The 16990-nt window shown below is 67.6% G+C and carries 18 protein-coding genes; 8 read left to right on the top strand and 10 right to left on the bottom strand.

All coding sequences use genetic code 11. The features are described from left to right. The first annotated feature begins 131 nt into the window (after positions 1-131). Together metX and metW are read left to right on the top strand one after the other, a co-directional pair. Positions 132-1274, top strand: a complete 1143-nt coding sequence (gene metX / locus BSY238_RS08760; protein WP_069038789.1) for a homoserine O-succinyltransferase MetX — start codon at positions 132-134, stop codon at positions 1272-1274. Between the two features lie 7 nt (positions 1275-1281). Further along, positions 1282-1872 carry a methionine biosynthesis protein MetW gene (gene metW / locus BSY238_RS08755; protein WP_069038788.1) on the top strand — a complete coding sequence of 197 codons (591 nt, stop codon included), beginning with the start codon at positions 1282-1284 and terminating at the stop codon, positions 1870-1872. Between the two features lie 12 nt (positions 1873-1884). On the opposite strand, the gene BSY238_RS08750 is transcribed toward metW, so the two are convergent. Both BSY238_RS08750 and BSY238_RS08745 read right to left on the bottom strand, forming a co-directional pair. Continuing rightward, positions 1885-2331, bottom strand: coding sequence for a YaiI/YqxD family protein (locus BSY238_RS08750; protein ID WP_069038787.1), 447 nt, complete (start codon positions 2329-2331; stop codon positions 1885-1887). Between the two features lie 27 nt (positions 2332-2358). After that, positions 2359-2622 carry a hypothetical protein gene (locus BSY238_RS08745; RefSeq protein ID WP_069038786.1) on the bottom strand — a complete coding sequence of 88 codons (264 nt, stop codon included), beginning with the start codon at positions 2620-2622 and terminating at the stop codon, positions 2359-2361. Positions 2623-2704: 82 nt separating this feature from the next. Between BSY238_RS08745 and BSY238_RS08740 the strand changes: the two genes are divergently transcribed. Further along, positions 2705-3259 carry a YaeQ family protein gene (locus tag BSY238_RS08740; RefSeq protein ID WP_069040574.1) on the top strand — a complete coding sequence of 185 codons (555 nt, stop codon included), beginning with the start codon at positions 2705-2707 and terminating at the stop codon, positions 3257-3259. A gap of 164 nt (positions 3260-3423) precedes the next feature. Here the strand turns inward: BSY238_RS08740 and BSY238_RS08735 are convergent, their stop codons facing one another. Next, the gene (locus tag BSY238_RS08735; protein WP_223300323.1) at positions 3424-4218 is read right to left on the bottom strand and encodes a Clp protease ClpP; all 795 of its coding nucleotides are present in this window, start codon (positions 4216-4218) and stop codon (positions 3424-3426) included. A gap of 62 nt (positions 4219-4280) precedes the next feature. On the opposite strand from BSY238_RS08735, the gene BSY238_RS18050 reads away from it, so the two are divergent. The 5 genes from BSY238_RS18050 to BSY238_RS08710 all read left to right on the top strand — a co-directional run bounded on the left by BSY238_RS18050 (position 4281) and on the right by BSY238_RS08710 (position 9221). Beyond that, the gene (locus BSY238_RS18050; RefSeq protein ID WP_190295072.1) at positions 4281-4646 is read left to right on the top strand and encodes a BON domain-containing protein; all 366 of its coding nucleotides are present in this window, start codon (positions 4281-4283) and stop codon (positions 4644-4646) included. 152 nt (positions 4647-4798) lie between these two features. Continuing rightward, a complete protein-coding gene (locus BSY238_RS08725; protein ID WP_223300322.1) occupies positions 4799-5602 on the top strand; it encodes an alpha/beta hydrolase in 804 nt (267 codons plus the stop codon). Further along, positions 5595-7568 carry an AsmA family protein gene (locus BSY238_RS08720; RefSeq protein WP_069038784.1) on the top strand — a complete coding sequence of 658 codons (1974 nt, stop codon included), beginning with the start codon at positions 5595-5597 and terminating at the stop codon, positions 7566-7568. Before BSY238_RS08725 ends, BSY238_RS08720 begins: the two co-directional genes overlap by 8 nt. Before the next feature lie 57 nt (positions 7569-7625). After that, a complete protein-coding gene (locus tag BSY238_RS08715; protein ID WP_069040571.1) occupies positions 7626-8051 on the top strand; it encodes a CopG family transcriptional regulator in 426 nt (141 codons plus the stop codon). A gap of 36 nt (positions 8052-8087) precedes the next feature. Continuing rightward, positions 8088-9221 (top strand): extracellular catalytic domain type 1 short-chain-length polyhydroxyalkanoate depolymerase, encoded by a 1134-nt coding sequence (locus tag BSY238_RS08710; RefSeq protein WP_069038783.1) that lies wholly within the window; start codon positions 8088-8090, stop codon positions 9219-9221. A gap of 22 nt (positions 9222-9243) precedes the next feature. Here the strand turns inward: BSY238_RS08710 and BSY238_RS08705 are convergent, their stop codons facing one another. The 7 genes from BSY238_RS08705 to BSY238_RS08675 all read right to left on the bottom strand — a co-directional run bounded on the left by BSY238_RS08705 (position 9244) and on the right by BSY238_RS08675 (position 16986). After that, positions 9244-9456 carry a hypothetical protein gene (locus BSY238_RS08705; protein ID WP_069038782.1) on the bottom strand — a complete coding sequence of 71 codons (213 nt, stop codon included), beginning with the start codon at positions 9454-9456 and terminating at the stop codon, positions 9244-9246. After that, complete coding sequence (locus BSY238_RS08700; protein ID WP_223300321.1) at positions 9449-10129, bottom strand: hypothetical protein; 681 nt, start codon at positions 10127-10129, stop codon at positions 9449-9451. Before BSY238_RS08700 ends, BSY238_RS08705 begins: the two co-directional genes overlap by 8 nt. A 20-nt stretch (positions 10130-10149) precedes the next feature. After that, on the bottom strand, positions 10150-10566 hold the full coding sequence (locus BSY238_RS08695; RefSeq protein WP_069038781.1) for a hypothetical protein: 417 nt from the start codon (positions 10564-10566) through the stop codon (positions 10150-10152). 143 nt (positions 10567-10709) lie between these two features. Then, complete coding sequence (locus BSY238_RS08690) at positions 10710-11642, bottom strand: hypothetical protein (protein WP_069038780.1); 933 nt, start codon at positions 11640-11642, stop codon at positions 10710-10712. A 193-nt stretch (positions 11643-11835) separates the two neighbouring features. Then, positions 11836-12366: a DUF3617 domain-containing protein gene (locus tag BSY238_RS08685; RefSeq protein WP_069038779.1), complete on the bottom strand. Its 531-nt coding sequence runs from the start codon at positions 12364-12366 to the stop codon at positions 11836-11838. Next, positions 12363-15101, bottom strand: coding sequence for a DUF2339 domain-containing protein (locus BSY238_RS08680; protein WP_069038778.1), 2739 nt, complete (start codon positions 15099-15101; stop codon positions 12363-12365). The genes BSY238_RS08685 and BSY238_RS08680 overlap by 4 nt, the downstream gene beginning before the upstream one ends. 10 nt (positions 15102-15111) lie before the next feature. After that, on the bottom strand, positions 15112-16986 hold the full coding sequence (locus BSY238_RS08675; protein WP_069038777.1) for an MFS transporter: 1875 nt from the start codon (positions 16984-16986) through the stop codon (positions 15112-15114). Positions 16987-16990: the final 4 nt, after the last annotated feature.

Below are 16990 nucleotides of genomic sequence, written 5' to 3'. Positions count from 1 at the left end.
GACAAACCCGCCCGTTTCGCCAGAATGCGGGTTAAGTGTGGTGCGCCGATTTGTCTCAGCTTGCGGGCGCATAATAAATACGGCTAAAGCGAGGGCGACCCGGTCCTGGCTTTGGCCTACCGGGTTTTTTCATGGCCGATGATTTTCCTCTTTCCTCCGGCAGCGTAGGCGTCGTCGCACCGCTGTCGGCCCGTTTCGACACGCCGCTGACACTCAGGAGCGGTGCCGTGCTGCCCGGTTTCGAGCTGATGTACGAAACCTACGGTGCGCTCAATGGCGCGCGCTCGAACGCCGTGCTCGTGTGCCCGGCGCTGTCCGGTCACCACCACGCGGCCGGTGTGCATGCCGACGCGCCGAACAACATCGGCTGGTGGGACAACCTGATCGGCCCCGGCAAGCCGCTTGATACGTCGAAGTTCTTCGTCGTGAGCATCAACAACCTGGGCGGCTGTCACGGCTCGTCCGGTCCGGTCAGCGCCAATCCGGATACCGGCCGGCCCTGGGGTGCCGATTTTCCGATCGTGACGGTCGAAGACTGGATGGCTGCGCAGGCGCTGCTGGCCGACCGGCTGGGCGTGGAGAGCTGGGCCGCCATCATCGGCGGCAGCCTGGGCGGCATGCAGGCCATGGCCTGGGCCATCCACCTGCCGGCGCGCGTGCGCCACGCCATCGTGATCGCGTCGGCGCCCAAGCTGACGGCGCAGAACATCGCATTCAACGAGGTGGCGCGTCAGGCCATCATCACCGACCCGGAATTCCACGGCGGCCACTTCTACGAGCACGACACGCTGCCGCGCCGCGGCCTGAGACTGGCCCGCATGCTGGGCCACATCACCTATCAGTCGGATGACCTGATGGCCGAGAAATTCGGCCGCCGGCTGCGCGAGGGCGGACGCAAGTTCAGCTTCGAGGTCGAATTCGAAGTCGAGTCCTATCTGCGCTACCAGGGCGACAAGTTCGCCGCCAGCTTCGACGCCAACACCTATCTGCTGGCCACGCGCGCGCTCGACTACTTCGATCCGGCGGGCGACGCCGGTGGTGATCTTGCCGCTGCTTTCGCGCCGGCCACGGCCGACTTCCTGCTGGTGTCGTTCTCGACCGACTGGCGGTTCGCGCCGGCGCGCTCGCGCGAAATCGTCGATGCGCTGATGCGCAACCGGCGCAACGTGAGCTACGCAGAAATCGAATCGAGCGCCGGCCACGATTCATTCCTGCTCGACGACCCGCACTATCACGCGGTGCTGCGCGCCTACTTCGACAACATCACGGTGTGAGGACGACATGAGCACACTGGACATCCGCATCGACCACGACGTGATCGCCTCCTGGGTCGCAGAAGGCGCGCGCGTGCTCGACCTGGGCTGCGGCGACGGCGAATTGCTGCGTTACCTGAAGGACAGGCGCGGCGTCAGCGGCTATGGCGTCGAGATCGACGTCGATCGCGTGATCGCCGGCATGAAGAACGGCATCAACGTGCTGCAGATCGACCTGGAAGAAGGGCTGTATGACTTCGAGGACCAGAGTTTCGATCTGGTCATCATTTCGAATGCGCTGCAGACGCTGCACCGCACCGAAAAGCTGCTGTGCGAAATGCTGCGTGTCGGCCGCGAGGCGGTGGTGAGCTTCCCGAACTTCGCCTACTGGAAGCACCGCGTGGCCATCATGGACGGCCACATGCCGGTGTCCGACCGGCTGCCCTTCCAGTGGTACGACACGCCGAACGTGCGCTTCTTCACCGTCGCCGACTTCGAGGCGCTGTGCGACAAGCTGGGCATTTCGGTGCGCGAGCGACTGGTGCTCGACGACGCCGGCAAGCCGGTGACCGAAGAACACAACTTCCTCGGTAGCTTCGCGCTGTATCGGCTCGGTTGACCCGAGGCGCGGTCAGCGCGCCTGCGCCAGAAAGCGGTCCAGCGCCGCGGCGAAGGCGCGGCCGTCGCTGACCGAGAATGCCGACGGCCCGCCGCTCATGACGCCGCTGTCGCGCAGATCATTCATCAGTGCGCGCATCTGCAGCCGCTCGTGGATGGTGCCGGGCGAAAACCACTCGCCGCGCGGCTCCAGTGCGTGCGCGCCGCGCGCCAGCACGGCCGCCGCCAGCGGAATGTCGGATGTGATCACCAGGTCACCGGCGACCACTGCCTCTTCGATGTGGCGATCAGCGGCGTCGAAACCGTGCGCCACCTGCACGGCGCGGATCAGCGGCGACGCCGGCACGCGCAGCAGCCGGTTGGCGACCAGCGTCAGCCGCAGACCGGTGCGCGTGGCGGCGCGGAACAGGATGTCCTTCACCGGCGCAGGGCAGGCATCGGCGTCGACCCAGATCGACATCGCCGAAGTCGCGCCGCTCACCGGAACCTAGTCCAGCGCCTTGCGCAGCAGTTCGTCGGTCAGGTCGTTCAGCGACATCTGCCGTTCGGTTGCCAGATCGCGCAACCGCGCCGCCAGCGCCGAATCGATCTTCACCGCGAAAGGCACCAGGCCGCGCGCCTGATCGAGCTTGCGCTGCTCCTTGCGGTCCGGTGCGGGCGCCTCGCCCAGTGTGGTGCGCTGTCCGGCGGCATGCTTCATCTGAGCCACCACTTTGAGGCGGTCATTCTTGTACAGATCGGTCTTCTTCAAGTCGGTATCCTGTCGGGTCTTGTTTCACGGCTCCGGCGCGCATTCGACGCGCCGGAACACTCACGGGACAGCATTGTCGGCCATGGCTCTGAAATCCACCATCTACAAGATCAATCTGAACGTGTCGGACATGGACCGCGGCTACTATGCGGAACATGCGCTGACCGTCGCGCGCCATCCGTCGGAGAACGACGAGCGCATGATGGTGCGCGTGCTGGCCTTTGCGCTGCATGCGTCCGAAGACCTTCGCTTCGGGCGCGGCCTGAGCGCCGAAGACGAGGCGGATCTGTATGAAGCCGACCTGACCGGCGCCATCCGGCTGTGGCTCGACGTCGGTCTGCCGGACGAAAAGCTGGTGCGTCGCGCCGCCTCGCGCGCCGGCAGGGTGGTCGTCGTGACCTATGGCCGCACCGCGGTGCAGTGGTGGGAACAGTCGAAGGCGACGCTGGCGCGGCTGAACAATCTCACCGTGCTGCGCCTCGCCACGGCCGACACGCTGGCGCTGGCCGGACTGGCGCAGCGCGCGCTGAACCTGCAGTGCATCGTCAACGAAGGCCAGATCTGGCTGGGCGACGACGGCGCGATGCTGCAGCCGGTACCGGAACGCGTGTTCGGCCCGGATCCTGCCGGACGCTGATGTTTCTCCCGTGGCAGGCGGGGTCCGGCCAGCACGCGGAAAACATCCGGTTCGCAGGCACGGTGAGCTGACGGCTTTCGACGGGCCAGCGTTCCCGGGGTGCGGTCGATAACGGGGGATCGACCACAGGTCGCCGATGTCGCCACCTCGAAGGCCGGGGCCTTTCAGGCGGCGCCGTCCGGAACGGTTCCGGGTTTTTTCCGCGCCGCCGCCAATTTCGCCCGCGCGCGTTGCAGGCGCATCAGGCGGCGCTGGATTTCATCCGAGTCCATCCACAGGTCGCTGCCCTTCAGGATTCTTCCGATTTCGCTGTCGGACAGGAAGGGGGTGCAGATACGGCCCATTGCCTTTTCGAACCACTTTCCGACCGCAATCACTTCGGCCTGCTGTTCGTTGCCGCGCCCCGCGAAACTGCCTGAGTAGATGTGGAACATGAGCTGGCAGTTGTCGTGGATGACCAGTTCGTCGCCACTCAGGAAGATCAACGCCGCCATCGAATAGGCGCGCGCTTCCAGCACTGTAATCACGTGTGCTTCGGAGGCGAGGATGTTGTTGATGATCTGCAGACCGGTATCGAATTCTCCGCCGGGCGAGTTCAGATGCAGATAGATCAGGTCGGTCTCGCTTGCGGTGCGCAGGGTGTAGAACAGTTCGGTGTAGTGCTGTGGTTCTCCGATGTCACCGCAGAGGTAGTACGAAATCTGGTGGATCGGCATCTGCCGCTCGTAGCGGATCAGGCCGTTGAAGTGCTCCGTCGTTTCCACCGGCGCGTCCGGTTCTGTCTCTTCTGCGGTCGTTCTGTTCTGCATCGCGGGCTCCTCGCTGGATCTCGGCGGATTATGTGCCCATCGCCGGCTGTTTTGCCGAAGCCCCGGGGAGGCACGGCGCGCGTCCGGCCGGTAATCGGTACGCCAGCGCACAGAGCAGCCGGCCGGATTGGCACACAGTCGAAGCGTCACGCTTGGCTGACCTGTGCGGTATGGCTGAAATGCAAACATCTTCCCGCAGGCGGTCCGGAGTCGTGGCAATCGCTGCCGCGCTTGCAGGTCTGGGCGTCGTGTCGGCCGCCGGTTGCAGCGGGCGAGGCGAGGCGGCCATCCCGGCCGCGCCGCCGCGGGCGTCCGCCGAAGTCATCGACGACCCGCTGGTGACCAGCGTCCGGTCCAGCATGCGCAAGGATACGGAAGTGACGAGGCAGGTCAGGATTGCGCTGCTGCAGGACGCCGGTGTCAGTCGCTTCGATATCGACGTCATCACCCTGACAGGCCGTACCAGCCTGATCGGCGTGGTCGAGCACCGGCATCAGGCCGATCGCGCGCTCAAGCTCGCCAGTGCGGTCGATGGCGTGCTGGCGGTGCGCGACGAGCTGAGTCTCAAGCCGGATTGATGCGGCCGGGCAATTCGCAGATCCGGCACGCCGCGAGCGCGGCTCAACATTCAACGGTCAAGCCTTCACACGCCCACGCGCTCATGGCGCGCGGCACCGCAGCCTTCGTCGCCGCGAGGTGGGCGTTGAGCAGCGCCGCGCGGTCACGCTTGTTGCGGGGGTTTGCCGCACCGCGACGCCCGCATCACCAGACGCCCGGAGACTTCGGTCTGGTCGCCCATCCGTTGCGCATCCCGGCCACAGGCGGCAAGACACTGTTCGCCTGGTGGGTACCGACGGCCCCACGCGCCGCCCTGCCATCTGCTGCGGTGCTGGTGATCCACGGCTGGGGCGTCAATGCGGCCATGATGCTGCCGGCCATGCTGCCGCTGCACGCGGCCGGCATGGCCGTGCTGCTGATCGACGCACGCTGCCATGGCGCCAGCGACGAAGAGGATTTCATGTCGATGCCGCGCTTTGCAGAAGACATTGCCAGCGGCCTAGACTGGCTGCATCAGCGACCCGAGGTCGATGCCACGCGGCTGGCGGTACTTGGCCATTCGGTCGGCGCGGCGGCCGCGCTGCTGTGCGCGGCCCGGCGTTGCGATGTGGCGGCCGTTGTCAGCCTGTCGGCGTTCGCCCACCCGGCTGCGCTGTTGCGCCGCGTGCTGAGCGGTCGGCGTGTGCCGTGGATGCCGCTGGGCTGGGCGCTGACGCGCTATGTGCAGCACATCATCGGCGCCCGTCTCGACGATATCGCACCGCTCACGACCTTGCCGGCCCTGAACTGTCCGGTACTGCTGGTGCACGGCATGCACGACGAGATCGTGCCCTATGCCGATGCGCTGAGGCTGCAGGCAGCCAGCGGCGGCCGGGCGGAGCTGCTGCCGGTGGCTGCCGGTCATGACATCAGCGTTGCGGTAGGCTCTTGCGCCGGCCGCATCGTGGGCTTCCTCACCCGTACTCTTCATGTCTGATACATCACGCAGCCCCTGGCGCCGACCGCGCGTCGTCGCCATCATCGTGCTGCTCCTGCTGCTGACCGCCATCGCGATCGGCGAGTGGCGCGGCTGGCCTTTCCTCGTGTCGCCGCTGCAGAACCTGCTGTCCGGGCAGCTGGAGCGGCGCGTGCGTTTCATCAACGACGCGCCGGGCACGTTCACCGTGCGTTTCATCGGCGGCGTGCACCTGCACAGCGCACGGCTCGACATCTCGAGCCCACCGTGGAGCACCGCGCCGCATCTGGTGAGCGGCCGCGACGTCAGCCTGCGGCTGCGCTACGTGGATCTGTGGCGCGCCTCTCGCGGGCAGCCGCTGCGCATCGAAAGCCTGCAGGCGGGTGCGCTCGACGCCCACCTCGAACGACTGGCTGACGGACGCGCATCCTGGCAGTTCGCCGCCGACAGCTCCTCCGATGACACGACCGAATGGCCACGCTTCGGCGCGTTCCGGATCCATGATGGTCTGCTGCGCTACAGCGACCTGCGACATGACGTCACGCTCGAGGCGCGCGTTTCGGTCACCGGCGAGCAGGCGGACAGCCTCCTGGAGGTCGATCTGACCGGCGCCTATCGCGACCAGCCGGTACAGATCGCGTTGCGCGCCAGCGGCACCCGACCGGAGAGCGCCACCGCTGCACAGACCACGGCAGTCGCCTTGACGGTCAGCGGCGCGGTCGGTCGCGCGACACTGGAGTTCGCCGGCAGCGCCAGCAAGGTGCAGGACTTCGGCCAGCTGGCCGGACGCTTCAAGCTTGCCGGTCCGTCGCTGGCGGCGATCGGCGATGCGATCGGCGTCACGCTGCCCGGTACGCCGCCGTTTCGCATCTCCGGCACGCTGGACAAGACCGGCGGCGACTGGCAGGTCGGCGTCGATGACGCCAGCGTAGGATCGAGCCAGCTGCAGGGTGATTTTCGATATGGGGCCGGCACGGGCCGGCCATTGCTGAGTGGGCGTCTGGGTGGTGCGCGTCTGCTGCTGGCCGATCTGGGCCCCGCGCTCGGCGGCGCCAGGCCCGTCCGTCGCGAAGGCAAGGTGCTGCCTGGCGGCGATTTCGATCTCGCCGCATTGCGCGCCATGGACGCCGACGTTGCGATCGACATCGCCGCAGTCGATCTGGGCACCCCCCTGCTGGGCGCCCTGCAGCCGCTGCGCGCACAGCTCAAGCTGGCAGACGGCGTGCTGTCGATAAGCGGACTTGACGCCCGCACTGCCGACGGCTGGCTCAGGGGCGGTATCGAACTGGATGGCCGGGGCGATCTTGCGCTGTGGTCGGCCGATCTTCGCTGGGGCGACGTGCGGCTGGAGCAGTGGCTGCGCCAGGCGCGCACCGACGCACCGCCGTATGTGGCCGGTCGCCTCGGCGGCCGCGCCACGGTGACCGGTCAGGGGCGCTCGACGGCAGACATCCTTGCCAGCCTGAAAGGCCGGGTGCAGGCGCAACTGCGCGACGGCCGCATGTCGCATCTGGTGGTGGAAGCCGCCGGGCTGGATCTGGCGGAAGCGCTCGGCCTTCTGGTCAGCGGCGACAGCACGCTGCGGTTGGACTGCGCCGTGGCCGACATTCAGGCTGACGCAGGCGTGCTGCGCCCGCAGGTCATGGTGCTCGACACCGAAGATTCGACCGTGTCGATCAGCGGTTCGCTGTCGCTTGCGGCCGAAACGCTGGACCTGACCGCGATTGCGCTGCCGAAGGATTTCAGTCCGCTGACCTTGCGTTCGCCGTTGCGGGTGCAGGGCAGTCTGGCCGATCCGCAAGTGTCGCTGCAAAAGGGACCGATCGGCATGAAGGTGGCGGGTTCTGCGCTGCTGGCGCTGCTCAATCCGCTGGCGGCGCTGCTGCCGCTGGTTGATACCGGCAACAGCGACGAAGCGGACCGTCTTGCCGCCGGCTGCGCCGCACTCGCCCGGCGAGGCGCGGAGAAGCGCGTGCCGGCGAAATAGAGAGATTTCGAAAAACATCCCCTGACCATCCGCTTGGATGGTGTTAGGATGGTCCGCATGAATACAGTCCGAGCACTTTCCGCCGTCAAGGTGAAGCCTGCCGAGTCAGAGAAGATCACCATCAATCTCGGTTTTGTCGATCTTGGCCAGATCGATCTGCTGGTCGCCGAGGGCTTCTACGGCAATCGCAGCGACTTCATCCGTACCGCCATCCGCACGCATCTGGCCAGCCATGCCGATGCGGTGAAGCACGTCGTCACGCGCCGCATGTTCGTGCTCGGCCTGCAGCATTTCAGTGCGGCCGACCTGCAGGCCGTGTGCGACGGCGGCGAGACGCTGCAGATACGTGTACTCGGGCTGGTCACGCTGGCCGACGACGTCACGCCCGAACTGGCCTGCGCTGCCATCGCCTCGATCGATGTGCTGGGTGCGCTGCATGCGAGCCCCGCGGTGAAGGCCGCACTGGCCGATCGCGTGCCCTGAGCTCCGACGACACCCGCTTCCATGAATGAGGTTTCCATGAACACCCAATTCCAGCTTCTCATGCGCGACGCCACCCGGCTGACGCAGGCCGGGCGGCTGAACGAAGCCACCGAAGCGATCCAGCGCGCGCTCGAAGGGATGGCGGCGGCGGCCGGCATGCCTTCGCATACCGTCGACGGCGAAGCTTTCGAGGTGAACGAACTGCCATCCGGCCTGCTCGGTACCGCTCAGCCGGCGGTGCGGCCAGATGCGTCGGCCAGACAGACAAGCTGCTTCTCCGACGAGCGCTTCGTGCACGGCGGAATGGCGCTTCAGTACAAGCTGTACCAGCCGGCCGGACGTAGCGGCGAGGCGCTGCCGCTGGTGGTGATGCTGCACGGCTGCACGCAGAACCCGGACGACTTCGCCGCGGGAACCGGCATGAACGCACTGGCTGACGAACTGGGCTTCGTCGTGCTCTACCCGGCGCAGTCGCAGGCGGCCAATCCGCAGGGCTGCTGGAACTGGTTCGAGCACAGCCATCAGAAGCGCGGCAGCGGTGAGCCCGCGGCCCTGGCTGCGCTGACGCTGTCGGTGATAAAGGCGTACGGCATCGACGCCCGGCGCGTGTACGTTGCCGGGTTGTCGGCCGGGGGGGCGATGGCGGACATCGTTGCCAACGCCTACCCGGACATTTTCGCGGCAGCGGGCGTGCATTCGGGTTTGCCATGTGGCGCGGCCGGCAGTGTTGCCGAGGCGTTCGCAGCGATGTCGGGTGGTTCGCCGGATGCTTCGCCGCTGAAGGGTGTGATGAAGAAGCGCCGCGGCGCGGCGCAGCCGGAAGTGCGCGCAGTTCCGACCATCGTCTTTCACGGCGATCGCGACCACACCGTGCATCCGCGCAATGGCGAACAGGTGATTGCCGCCGCGCTCGGCCGCGTCGCCGGTCAACCGGAAAGACGCCGCACCCACACGCAGCAGGGGATGTCGGAAAAGGGGCGTCACTACACGCGAATCGTGCATGACGACCACGACGGGGCTGCCCTCGCCGAGCACTGGGTGGTGCACGGCGCCGGACACGCATGGTCAGGCGGACAGGCGGCCGGCTCCTACACCGATGCCGGCGGCCCGGATGCCACGCGCGAAATGCTGCGTTTCTTTCTCGCGCAAGCGCTCGCGCCGGGCGCCTGATCGTTTCAGGCGCCCGGGCGGATCAGCGGAAGCCGAAGAAGGACAGGACGGCGAGAACGATGACGACGGCGCCGACGATATAGACAATGCTGTTCATGAAAGGAGTCCGGGTACAGGTGAAGTCGGATTGACGGGGCTTACCGGCAATCGCCGGCACGCCGATGCCGACCGTAGCGGATTGCTGCCGGGCGCTCAGTCTGCCAGCGCACAAATCTCCGGCTGCGATGTCAGTCACCGGGCGCTAGTCCGTTCGTCACTGTGCCTGTCTCGGGCAGCACGTAGATCACCGCCGGCCGTTGCGATGGCGGACCGGGCCGGATATGGCGGTCATAGAAGGCGACCGGCACGTTGATGCAGCCAAATGAAATGCGGTTGTCCGCAGGCGTCGGCGTCGCCAGTCGCTCCAGACGCCGGTCCGAGGGTTTGCCGATGCGAACGCGGTGCAGCGATACCGCATTGTCGTAATCCACCCAGGTCACGTCCTCGCCTTTCAGATTCGTACCCTGTTCAGAGACAAAGCGCCCGGCAGGCGTCGTGCGCTCCTCCGGCCTGATCTGGTCCATCGGCCGTTCGCCGATGCCGGGGACGGAATGGTCGCCGATGGCCGCGCCCAACAGCACCGCGCTGGCGCCGAGCAGGCGTCCGCCGGCATCGAACGCGAACAGGCGTGCCTGTCTCTTGTCGATGACGTGGAAGGGCGCGCCGCCGTTGTCCCGCGATGCGATGATCCAGGTGACGGTGCGGCGCACCTCGGGCGAAGCCGCCGCGAGCGCCGGATCGGCGCCGGGTCCGGCAGCGCCCGCCGGCAACGGCAGTCCCGAAAGAACGGCGAGCGCGCCCAGCCGCGCAGCATTGTCACGGATGACACTTTGAAGTCGTCGCCATGCCGCCCAGGGGACGGCATGCATACAGCGCGAGTCAGGCGCTTTCAGTTGCGGTCGGCACGTGCAGCCCGCGTGGTCGGCGTGCTGTCGCCTGCCGCGGTCGCGCCTTCATCCGACAGCTTCCGGGCTTCGTTCATCGAATCCTGCGACGCGGCATTCGATGAATTCATGCGCAGCCGCTCATCAGCGCTGGTGTTGTTCATCCGTTCCTGCGCAGCGGAACGCGGTTGCGCCGTGCTGCCCCTGACCGCGTCCGGAGAGGTGGTCAGATTTTTCTGTGCGCCGTCGATCGCAGGGTGTGACGGTGACGCCGGTACCTGGGTCGTCGCCGGATCGGCGATCAGCGGGCTGCTGACTTCGCCGCTCGCACCGGCGGCCTTCGCCGGGTCGGACTGGGCCAGCGCGTAGCCGGACAGCGCAAACGCGGTGAAGCCTGCAACAATCATGTTCGATGTTTTCATGGGATGTACCTCGAGTAGGGTGGGCCGGCTGGCCGGTCTGGCGCAGCCGGATGACCCAACATAGGCGTCCCATCCGCGCGGTTCAGTGCGACAGCGAACCAATCGCCCGAGCCGATCGTGCCCGTTTGCCTGCCCGAGGCGCTTCAGGGCGGATAGCTGTAGCCGCTGCGGAAGAACTCGCGAATCAGGAAATCCTCCAGCTGGGCGTTGTTCTCGGGTGCCGCCGACAGCACGACGGTGCGACCGAGCACGCGCGATTCCCAGTTGAAATTGCCCTGGTAGTAGCGGCGGATCAGTTCGATCATGCGCTTGACCAGCGCACGCTCGATGTCGCCGCCGACACCCGCATCGACCTCAATGTATTCACGGCGCGCGTTGACCGCGTCGGTGGTCCAGCCGCGGAACACGAAAGACGCCGTCCGTACGCCCTTGCGGGTGATCTGGAACACGCCGCTGGTGCCCGACTGCAGGTTGCGCTTGATGTTCGCCATGGCGATCTCGTCCGCGCTGAGCACCCGTTCGCGCGCAATGCCGGCAGCAGTCTCTTGCCCTTCCGAGGCTTCGGCCGCCTGCCGTCGTTCGCGCTGCCGATTGACGTACGACGCCATGTCGGTCGGTTCGTCGTCGAGTTTCGGCCGGGTCGGCGCCTGCGGCGGCGGGGCCGGGGCCGGGTCGGGCACCGGCGCGCGCAGCACTTCCGGCTGCGGCTTGACCGGCGCGGGCTTGCGGTCGCGCTTGGGTCGCTCGGCCTGACGGGTCGGCGGCGGCGGAACGGGCGCCGGTTGCACCGCGGGCGGTTGCGGCTCGGCGCGGGGACGCGGCGCTTCCGGCTGGACCAGGCGGGCGCTGATGGTTTCGCTCGGCGTGCCGGTCAGCGGCAGCTCGGGCATGCTGTCCTTGTGCAGTATCCAGCCCAGCAGCGCCAGGTGCAGGCACACCGCCACCGCCAGCGCGAACAGCACGCTGCGACGCACGCGCAGGGACAGATAGACGACGCCAGGCGGGCTCGTCTCCCAGGCCATGTCGAACGCGTCGAAGCCGAGCGTGGAAGGATGTCGTCGGCGGTGTAAAGCCATCTTCAGGTCTGGCCGCGCGCCGGCAGCATGCGGAGGGGGAAGGTGCACAAGTCGGTGCGGTCAGCGCCGGCACCGGAAGTCGAAGCGCGGACGATACGTGAAATCAAGGGTCTGCGTCAGCTTCGAGGACATCTGGGGCCCCCGGTTCCCCGGATGCAGTCGCACAGACACCATCCGGGCCGCCCGCCGGCGTTCAGCGCGCCGTCGGTTTGATCTTGCCGCAGTCGGCGGCCAGCCAGCGTGCGTCGGTGTCGGCAGTCATCGCGCCTTCGGCCGACTGCATGTTCACCTTCGACGTGAAATGGGTCGGGCTGTCGATGATGGCTTCGAAATCGCCACTGGCCTTCGGCTTCGTGCAGGTGATCGTGCCCTTGACGCGGGTCGCGCTGTTGGTGACGTTCGTGTAGCGGCAGTCGCCGTCGGTCTTGCCCGTGTAGACGTTCGCGCCCTTGGCATCCTCCGGCGTGATGCATACCTGCAGTGCGCCGCCGCTGCCCATCGCGACGCCCTGCGCGGCCATCTGTTTCTCCATCATGGCGCGCGCCTCGGGCGGCAGATTCTTCATCTGCTGCTGCATCATTTCCATCTGCGCCGACATGTCGGGCATGCCCGGCATCGCCAGCTTCGACTTGAATTCCCACAGGCCGGGCTTGATGTCGGCAGCGTGTGCGCTGCCGAAGGCGCACAGGGCAAGGGTGAGGGCGGCGGTCAATCGTGCATTCAAGGTGTGACTCCTTCGGGGGCGGTGGCAGGCGGCACCGGCGCGACATAGCTGGCAATCAGTATGAGTGCGCCGATCCCGAGCAGGGAGGCGGTCCATTCGACGGTGCCCGCGCTGGCCAGATCGATCATCAGCAACTTGGCACCGACCGCGGCAAGCAGTGCGAAGCCGGCGAACCACAGGGTACGCGCGCCATTGCGGGTGGCGTGGATCATCAGTGCGAGTGCGGCCAGCGTCCAGGTCAGTGACAGCGTGGCCTGCAGCAGCGTGGATTGGAACATGGCCTCTGCCGACCAGGCCACCCCGGCCAGATGATGCACGCTGCGCGCGGCCAGCGCCGACACCCACAGCAGACCGACGGCGCCGGTCAGCGGCAAGGGTAGCAGTGGCTGTGGCCGGCCGCGTGCCAGCCACAGCAGGGCGGCGATGCTGGCCAGATCGAGGGCCGATGCCAGTGGCAGGTAGCGCAAAGCCGAGCCGCCATCCTGTGCCAGCTGCAGCGCCGCGACCGCCAGCAGCAGCAGCGCGGCGATCGGCCGCAGCACGTGGCTTTCGTAGCGGTCGCGCTGCGCAGTCCACGGCCATTCGTCGCGATCGACGGCCAGGGCACGCTGCAGTGCGATGCCGGCCATCAACCAGACCATGATCCAGGCGAGCCAGCGCCACAGGTCCTGCCCCGGCAGCCACACATCCAGCCAGCCGCCGGCTTCGACGCCGATCGACAGCAGCAGCGTCCAGGCCGTCGCAACATGGCGGAAGCGGCTGAAAAGGCCGGCCTCGTCTTCGTCCTGTCGGCGCAGGATCCACAGATGGGTCGCCCATGCGAGCGGCAAGGCCAGTGCCATCGCGCCGAACAGCAGATGGTGCTGCATGTCCCAGCCGACCAGACTGCCTGCCCACAGCATCGGCAGCGACAAGGCTGCGAGCGCGCGCGCGATGACGAAGTTGCGGCGGCGCCCCTGTTGTTCGGCGAAGGCGGCGCTGGCGATTGCGAACAGCAGCGCCAGCGCCGGCTGCAGCGCGGACGGCGCGAAATCTTCGATGTCGGCCAGACCGCCGAACAGCCACCAGCCGGCCAGCCAGAGGGTCAGTGCCTGCGGCAGCCCGTCACCGGTCGCAGCCGTGGCGCGCAGCACGCGTACCGATGCCAACGCCGCACCGGCCATCAGCAGGCAGCCCAGGGCGCGACCATTGACCAGCGGCCAATTCAGCGTCAGATCGGGTAGCGCGGCGACCAGCCACAGGCCGGCCAGCCCCTGCAGTGCCGCGCCGGCCCACAGCGTGAGCTTCGAGCCGCGCACACAGCCGTACCACAGTGCGGCCGCCCCCTCGACCGCATAGACCGCGGCCGTCATCTGCAGGTCGAACGCCAGCGGCACGGCCAGCGTCAGCAGCGCCGCGCCGATGCCGGCGTGTGCGCACAAGGCCAGCGATGCGTCCGGCACCCGCGCCCGCAGAAGCCAGGCCAGCGCGAGGTAGTACAGGCCGGCCGCGACCGCGCTGAGCGCGTCGCCGTACTCGAAAGGCTGCATCAGCGCGGCCTGCAGCACGCCGGCCGCCAGCGGCGGGCCGAACAGCAGGCTGCCGGAGTTCCACCCGGATGTCCTGCCCCGGTCCTCCGGCGCGCGTGCAACGGTCAGCGCGACAGGGGTGGCGCTGAACAGCAGGAAGAAGGCGATCAGGAAGCCCTGCACCGCGAGGTAGTCGTCCGGCGTGTAGCTGCGCAGTCCCCAGCCGGTGCCGATCACGAAGGTGAACAGGAAGCCGGCGAGTATCAGCGCGCGCCACGCATGGCGCCAGGACAGCGCAATGATGAAGATGTCGAGCAGCAGGGTATAGGACAGCAGCACGATGTGATCGCCCCGCCCGGTGGCGGCGAGCACCGGTGCCACGAAGGCGCCGGACAGGCCGAGCAGCGCCAGACTTTGCGCCGACTGGCGTGCGGCCATCAGCGCGCAGGCGGCGCCCAGCGCGGCGAACAGGCCGAAGGCCGGCGCCGGTCCGATGAAGCCGTAGTGCGCCAGCGCGAAGTAGACCGACAGATAGAGCAGCGCGAAGCCGCCGCCCTGCACCGCCAGCGCGAACATGCGGCGCGGTCCGTCGCCCGTCATGCGCCAGCCGGCGACGATCATGACCAGTCCGACCGCCAGCGCGCCGGCAAGGCGCAGCTGGGGCGGCAGCAGGCCGGCCTGCGCGGCCAGCCGCAGCGCTGACGCGACACCGAAGAACAGCACGATCACGCCGATGCGCGCCAGCGGATTGCCGCCCATCAGGCGCGCCCACAGGGCTGACCACGGCGGGCGGGCTGAGGGGCTGCGCACTTCGGGCGCTGCCGGCGTCATGCCTTGGGTGACGGCAGCAACCCGCACGCCAGGCGCGTGCAGCGCATCGAGCGGGGCTGCCTGCGCGCTGACGGACTGAGGCGTCGGCGAAACGAGCGGAGCAGGTACCGGGTCTGCGACCTGTGTCGCGGCCGTTGCCTGGCTGTCCGGTGCGGCTGCCGCGACCGGCGGCACAGCGCCGTGCTCTCGCTGCAGCGCGGTCAGCGCGTCATACAGCCAGCGCGACTTGTCATCGAGTTCGCGCAGCTTCTGCGTCAGGTCGCGTTCCCGCTGCGCGCTGCGGGCGCTGATCCACAGGCCGGCGGCGAGGCCGACGGCGGCGCCGACGAAGCTTTCGATTCCGCCGTGCGCAGCCCCCGCGACGAGGCCGAGCAGACACAGGATGGCAGTCAGCATGACAGGCGCCTCATCGCCGTTCGCCGCGCAGCCCGGCGACGATCACCTGCAGTGCTGCCGGTGTCGCGGCATCCGGCGCAATGGCGTCACCGGCCACCAGCTCGATGCGGCTGAACGGACCGCGTCGCGGCACCCGGCTCATCGCCGGCCCGTCCTTGCGCGAGAAGAAACTGCCCCACAGGCCGCGCAGCGCGAGTGGAATCACCGGCGCCGGCGTGCGCTCGAGGATGCGCGTGATGCCCGGCTTGAACGGATACAGCTCGCCGGTATCGGTGATGCGTCCTTCCGGGAACAGACCCACCAGGTCGCCGGCTTCGAGCGCTGCCGCGATCTCCTCGTATGCGCGTTCGAGCAGCACCGGGTCTTCCTTCGCCGGCGCGATCGGAATGCAGCGATTGGTCCGGAACACGAAGCTCAGTATCGGTGTGCGGAAGATGCGGTGGTCCATGACGAAGCGGATCGGCCGCCGGCATGCGGCCGTGATGACCAGTGCGTCGACGAAGCTCACGTGGTTGCACACGACGACGGCCGGGCCGTCGTCCGGGATGCGTTCGAGTCCTTTGGTGTCGAGCCGGTACACGGTGTGGATCAGTATCCACACGATGAAGCGCATCAGGAATTCCGGCACCAGCGTGTAGATGTAGATCGCGACCACGGCGTTGAAAAGTGCGGTCACCAGAAACAGCTGCGGAAGATCCAGCCCGGCCCGGAACAGCAGCAGGCTGACCAGCGCCGACACCACCATGAAACCCGCATTGAGGATGTTGTTGGCGGCGATGACGCGCGCGACGTGATGTCTTTCGCAGCGGCTCTGGATCAGCGCGTACAGCGGCACGATGTAGATGCCGCCGGCGGTGCCGATCAGCGCGATGTCGATCAGCAGCCGCCAGTGCGCGGCCTGCTGCAGGAAGCCCGCTGCACTGCCGTCGTAAGTTGCCGGTGACGACGGCGTGGCGAAGAACAGATCGATGCCGAACAGCGTCAGCCCGATTGCGCCGAATGGCACCAGGCCGATTTCCACCTTGCCGACGGACAGCTTTTCGCAGGCCAGCGAACCGGCACCGACACCGACAGAAAACACCGCCAGCAGCAGAATGAACACCCCCTCGCCGCCGCCCAGCACGTCGGCGGCATAGACCGGAAACTGCGCCAGCAGCGTCGCACCGTAGAACCAGAACCATGACACGCCGAGCAGCGACAGCCACACCGTGCGGTTGCCGGTGGCAAAGCGCAGCGTGTCGCGCGTGGCACTGAGCGGGTTCCAGTCCAGCCGCATCGCCGGTTCGGGCGCCGGAGACAGCGGGATGCCGCGGCTGGTCCACCAGCCGATGACGGCCAGCGCGAGCACCACCAGCGCGATGGCGCCGGCCGAAGTATTGCCGACCAGCCAGGCGCCCAGGATCTGCCCGCCGAGAATGGCGATGAAAGTACCCGATTCGACCAGCCCGTTGCCGCCGACCAGTTCGCCGTCTTGCAGATGCTGTGGCAGGTAGGCGTACTTGACCGGCCCGAACAGCGTCGACTGCGTGCCCATCAGGAACAGTGCCAGCACCAGCGCCGGCAGATTGCCGGCGACGAAGCCCCAGGCGCCGAGCGCCATGACGACGATTTCCAGCAGTTTGCTCAGGCGGGCCAGCATGGCGCGGTCGTACTTGTCGGCGAGCTGGCCGCAGGTGGCCGAAAACAGGAAGAAGGGCAGGATGAACACGCCCGGCAGCACGGTGGCGAGCAGCCCGGGCGACAGGTCGGTGATGCTGCCGGCCCGGAAGGTGAGCAGCGTGATCAATGCGGTCTTGAAGACGTTGTCGTTCAGCGCGCCCAGCAGCTGGGTCAGGAAGAAGGGCCGGAAGCGGCCTTCCTTCAACAGGTGGAACTGGGAACTCATGCGG

The organism is Methyloversatilis sp. RAC08, assembly GCF_001713355.1.
Classification (GTDB): Bacteria; Pseudomonadota; Gammaproteobacteria; order Burkholderiales; family Rhodocyclaceae; genus Methyloversatilis.
Note: the sequence above shows the minus strand (reverse complement) of the source record. Positions and strands in the feature narration are given on the sequence as shown.

Excerpts from the sequence above, each read along its gene's own strand:
- BSY238_RS08675 (WP_069038777.1), bottom strand. The coding sequence starts at position 16,986 with ATGAGTTCCCAGTTCCACCTGTTGAAGGAAGGCCGCTTCCGGCCCTTC.
- BSY238_RS08695 (WP_069038781.1), bottom strand. The coding sequence starts at position 10,566 with ATGAAAACATCGAACATGATTGTTGCAGGCTTCACCGCGTTTGCGCTG.
- BSY238_RS08740 (WP_069040574.1), top strand. The coding sequence starts at position 2,705 with ATGGCTCTGAAATCCACCATCTACAAGATCAATCTGAACGTGTCGGAC.
- BSY238_RS08690 (WP_069038780.1), bottom strand. The coding sequence starts at position 11,642 with ATGGCTTTACACCGCCGACGACATCCTTCCACGCTCGGCTTCGACGCG.
- metW (WP_069038788.1), top strand. The coding sequence starts at position 1,282 with ATGAGCACACTGGACATCCGCATCGACCACGACGTGATCGCCTCCTGG.
- BSY238_RS08750 (WP_069038787.1), bottom strand. The coding sequence starts at position 2,331 with ATGTCGATCTGGGTCGACGCCGATGCCTGCCCTGCGCCGGTGAAGGAC.
- metX (WP_069038789.1), top strand. The coding sequence starts at position 132 with ATGGCCGATGATTTTCCTCTTTCCTCCGGCAGCGTAGGCGTCGTCGCA.
- BSY238_RS08720 (WP_069038784.1), top strand. The coding sequence starts at position 5,595 with ATGTCTGATACATCACGCAGCCCCTGGCGCCGACCGCGCGTCGTCGCC.
- BSY238_RS08710 (WP_069038783.1), top strand. The coding sequence starts at position 8,088 with ATGAACACCCAATTCCAGCTTCTCATGCGCGACGCCACCCGGCTGACG.
- BSY238_RS08715 (WP_069040571.1), top strand. The coding sequence starts at position 7,626 with ATGAATACAGTCCGAGCACTTTCCGCCGTCAAGGTGAAGCCTGCCGAG.
- BSY238_RS08700 (WP_223300321.1), bottom strand. The coding sequence starts at position 10,129 with ATGCATGCCGTCCCCTGGGCGGCATGGCGACGACTTCAAAGTGTCATC.
- BSY238_RS08680 (WP_069038778.1), bottom strand. The coding sequence starts at position 15,101 with ATGCTGACTGCCATCCTGTGTCTGCTCGGCCTCGTCGCGGGGGCTGCG.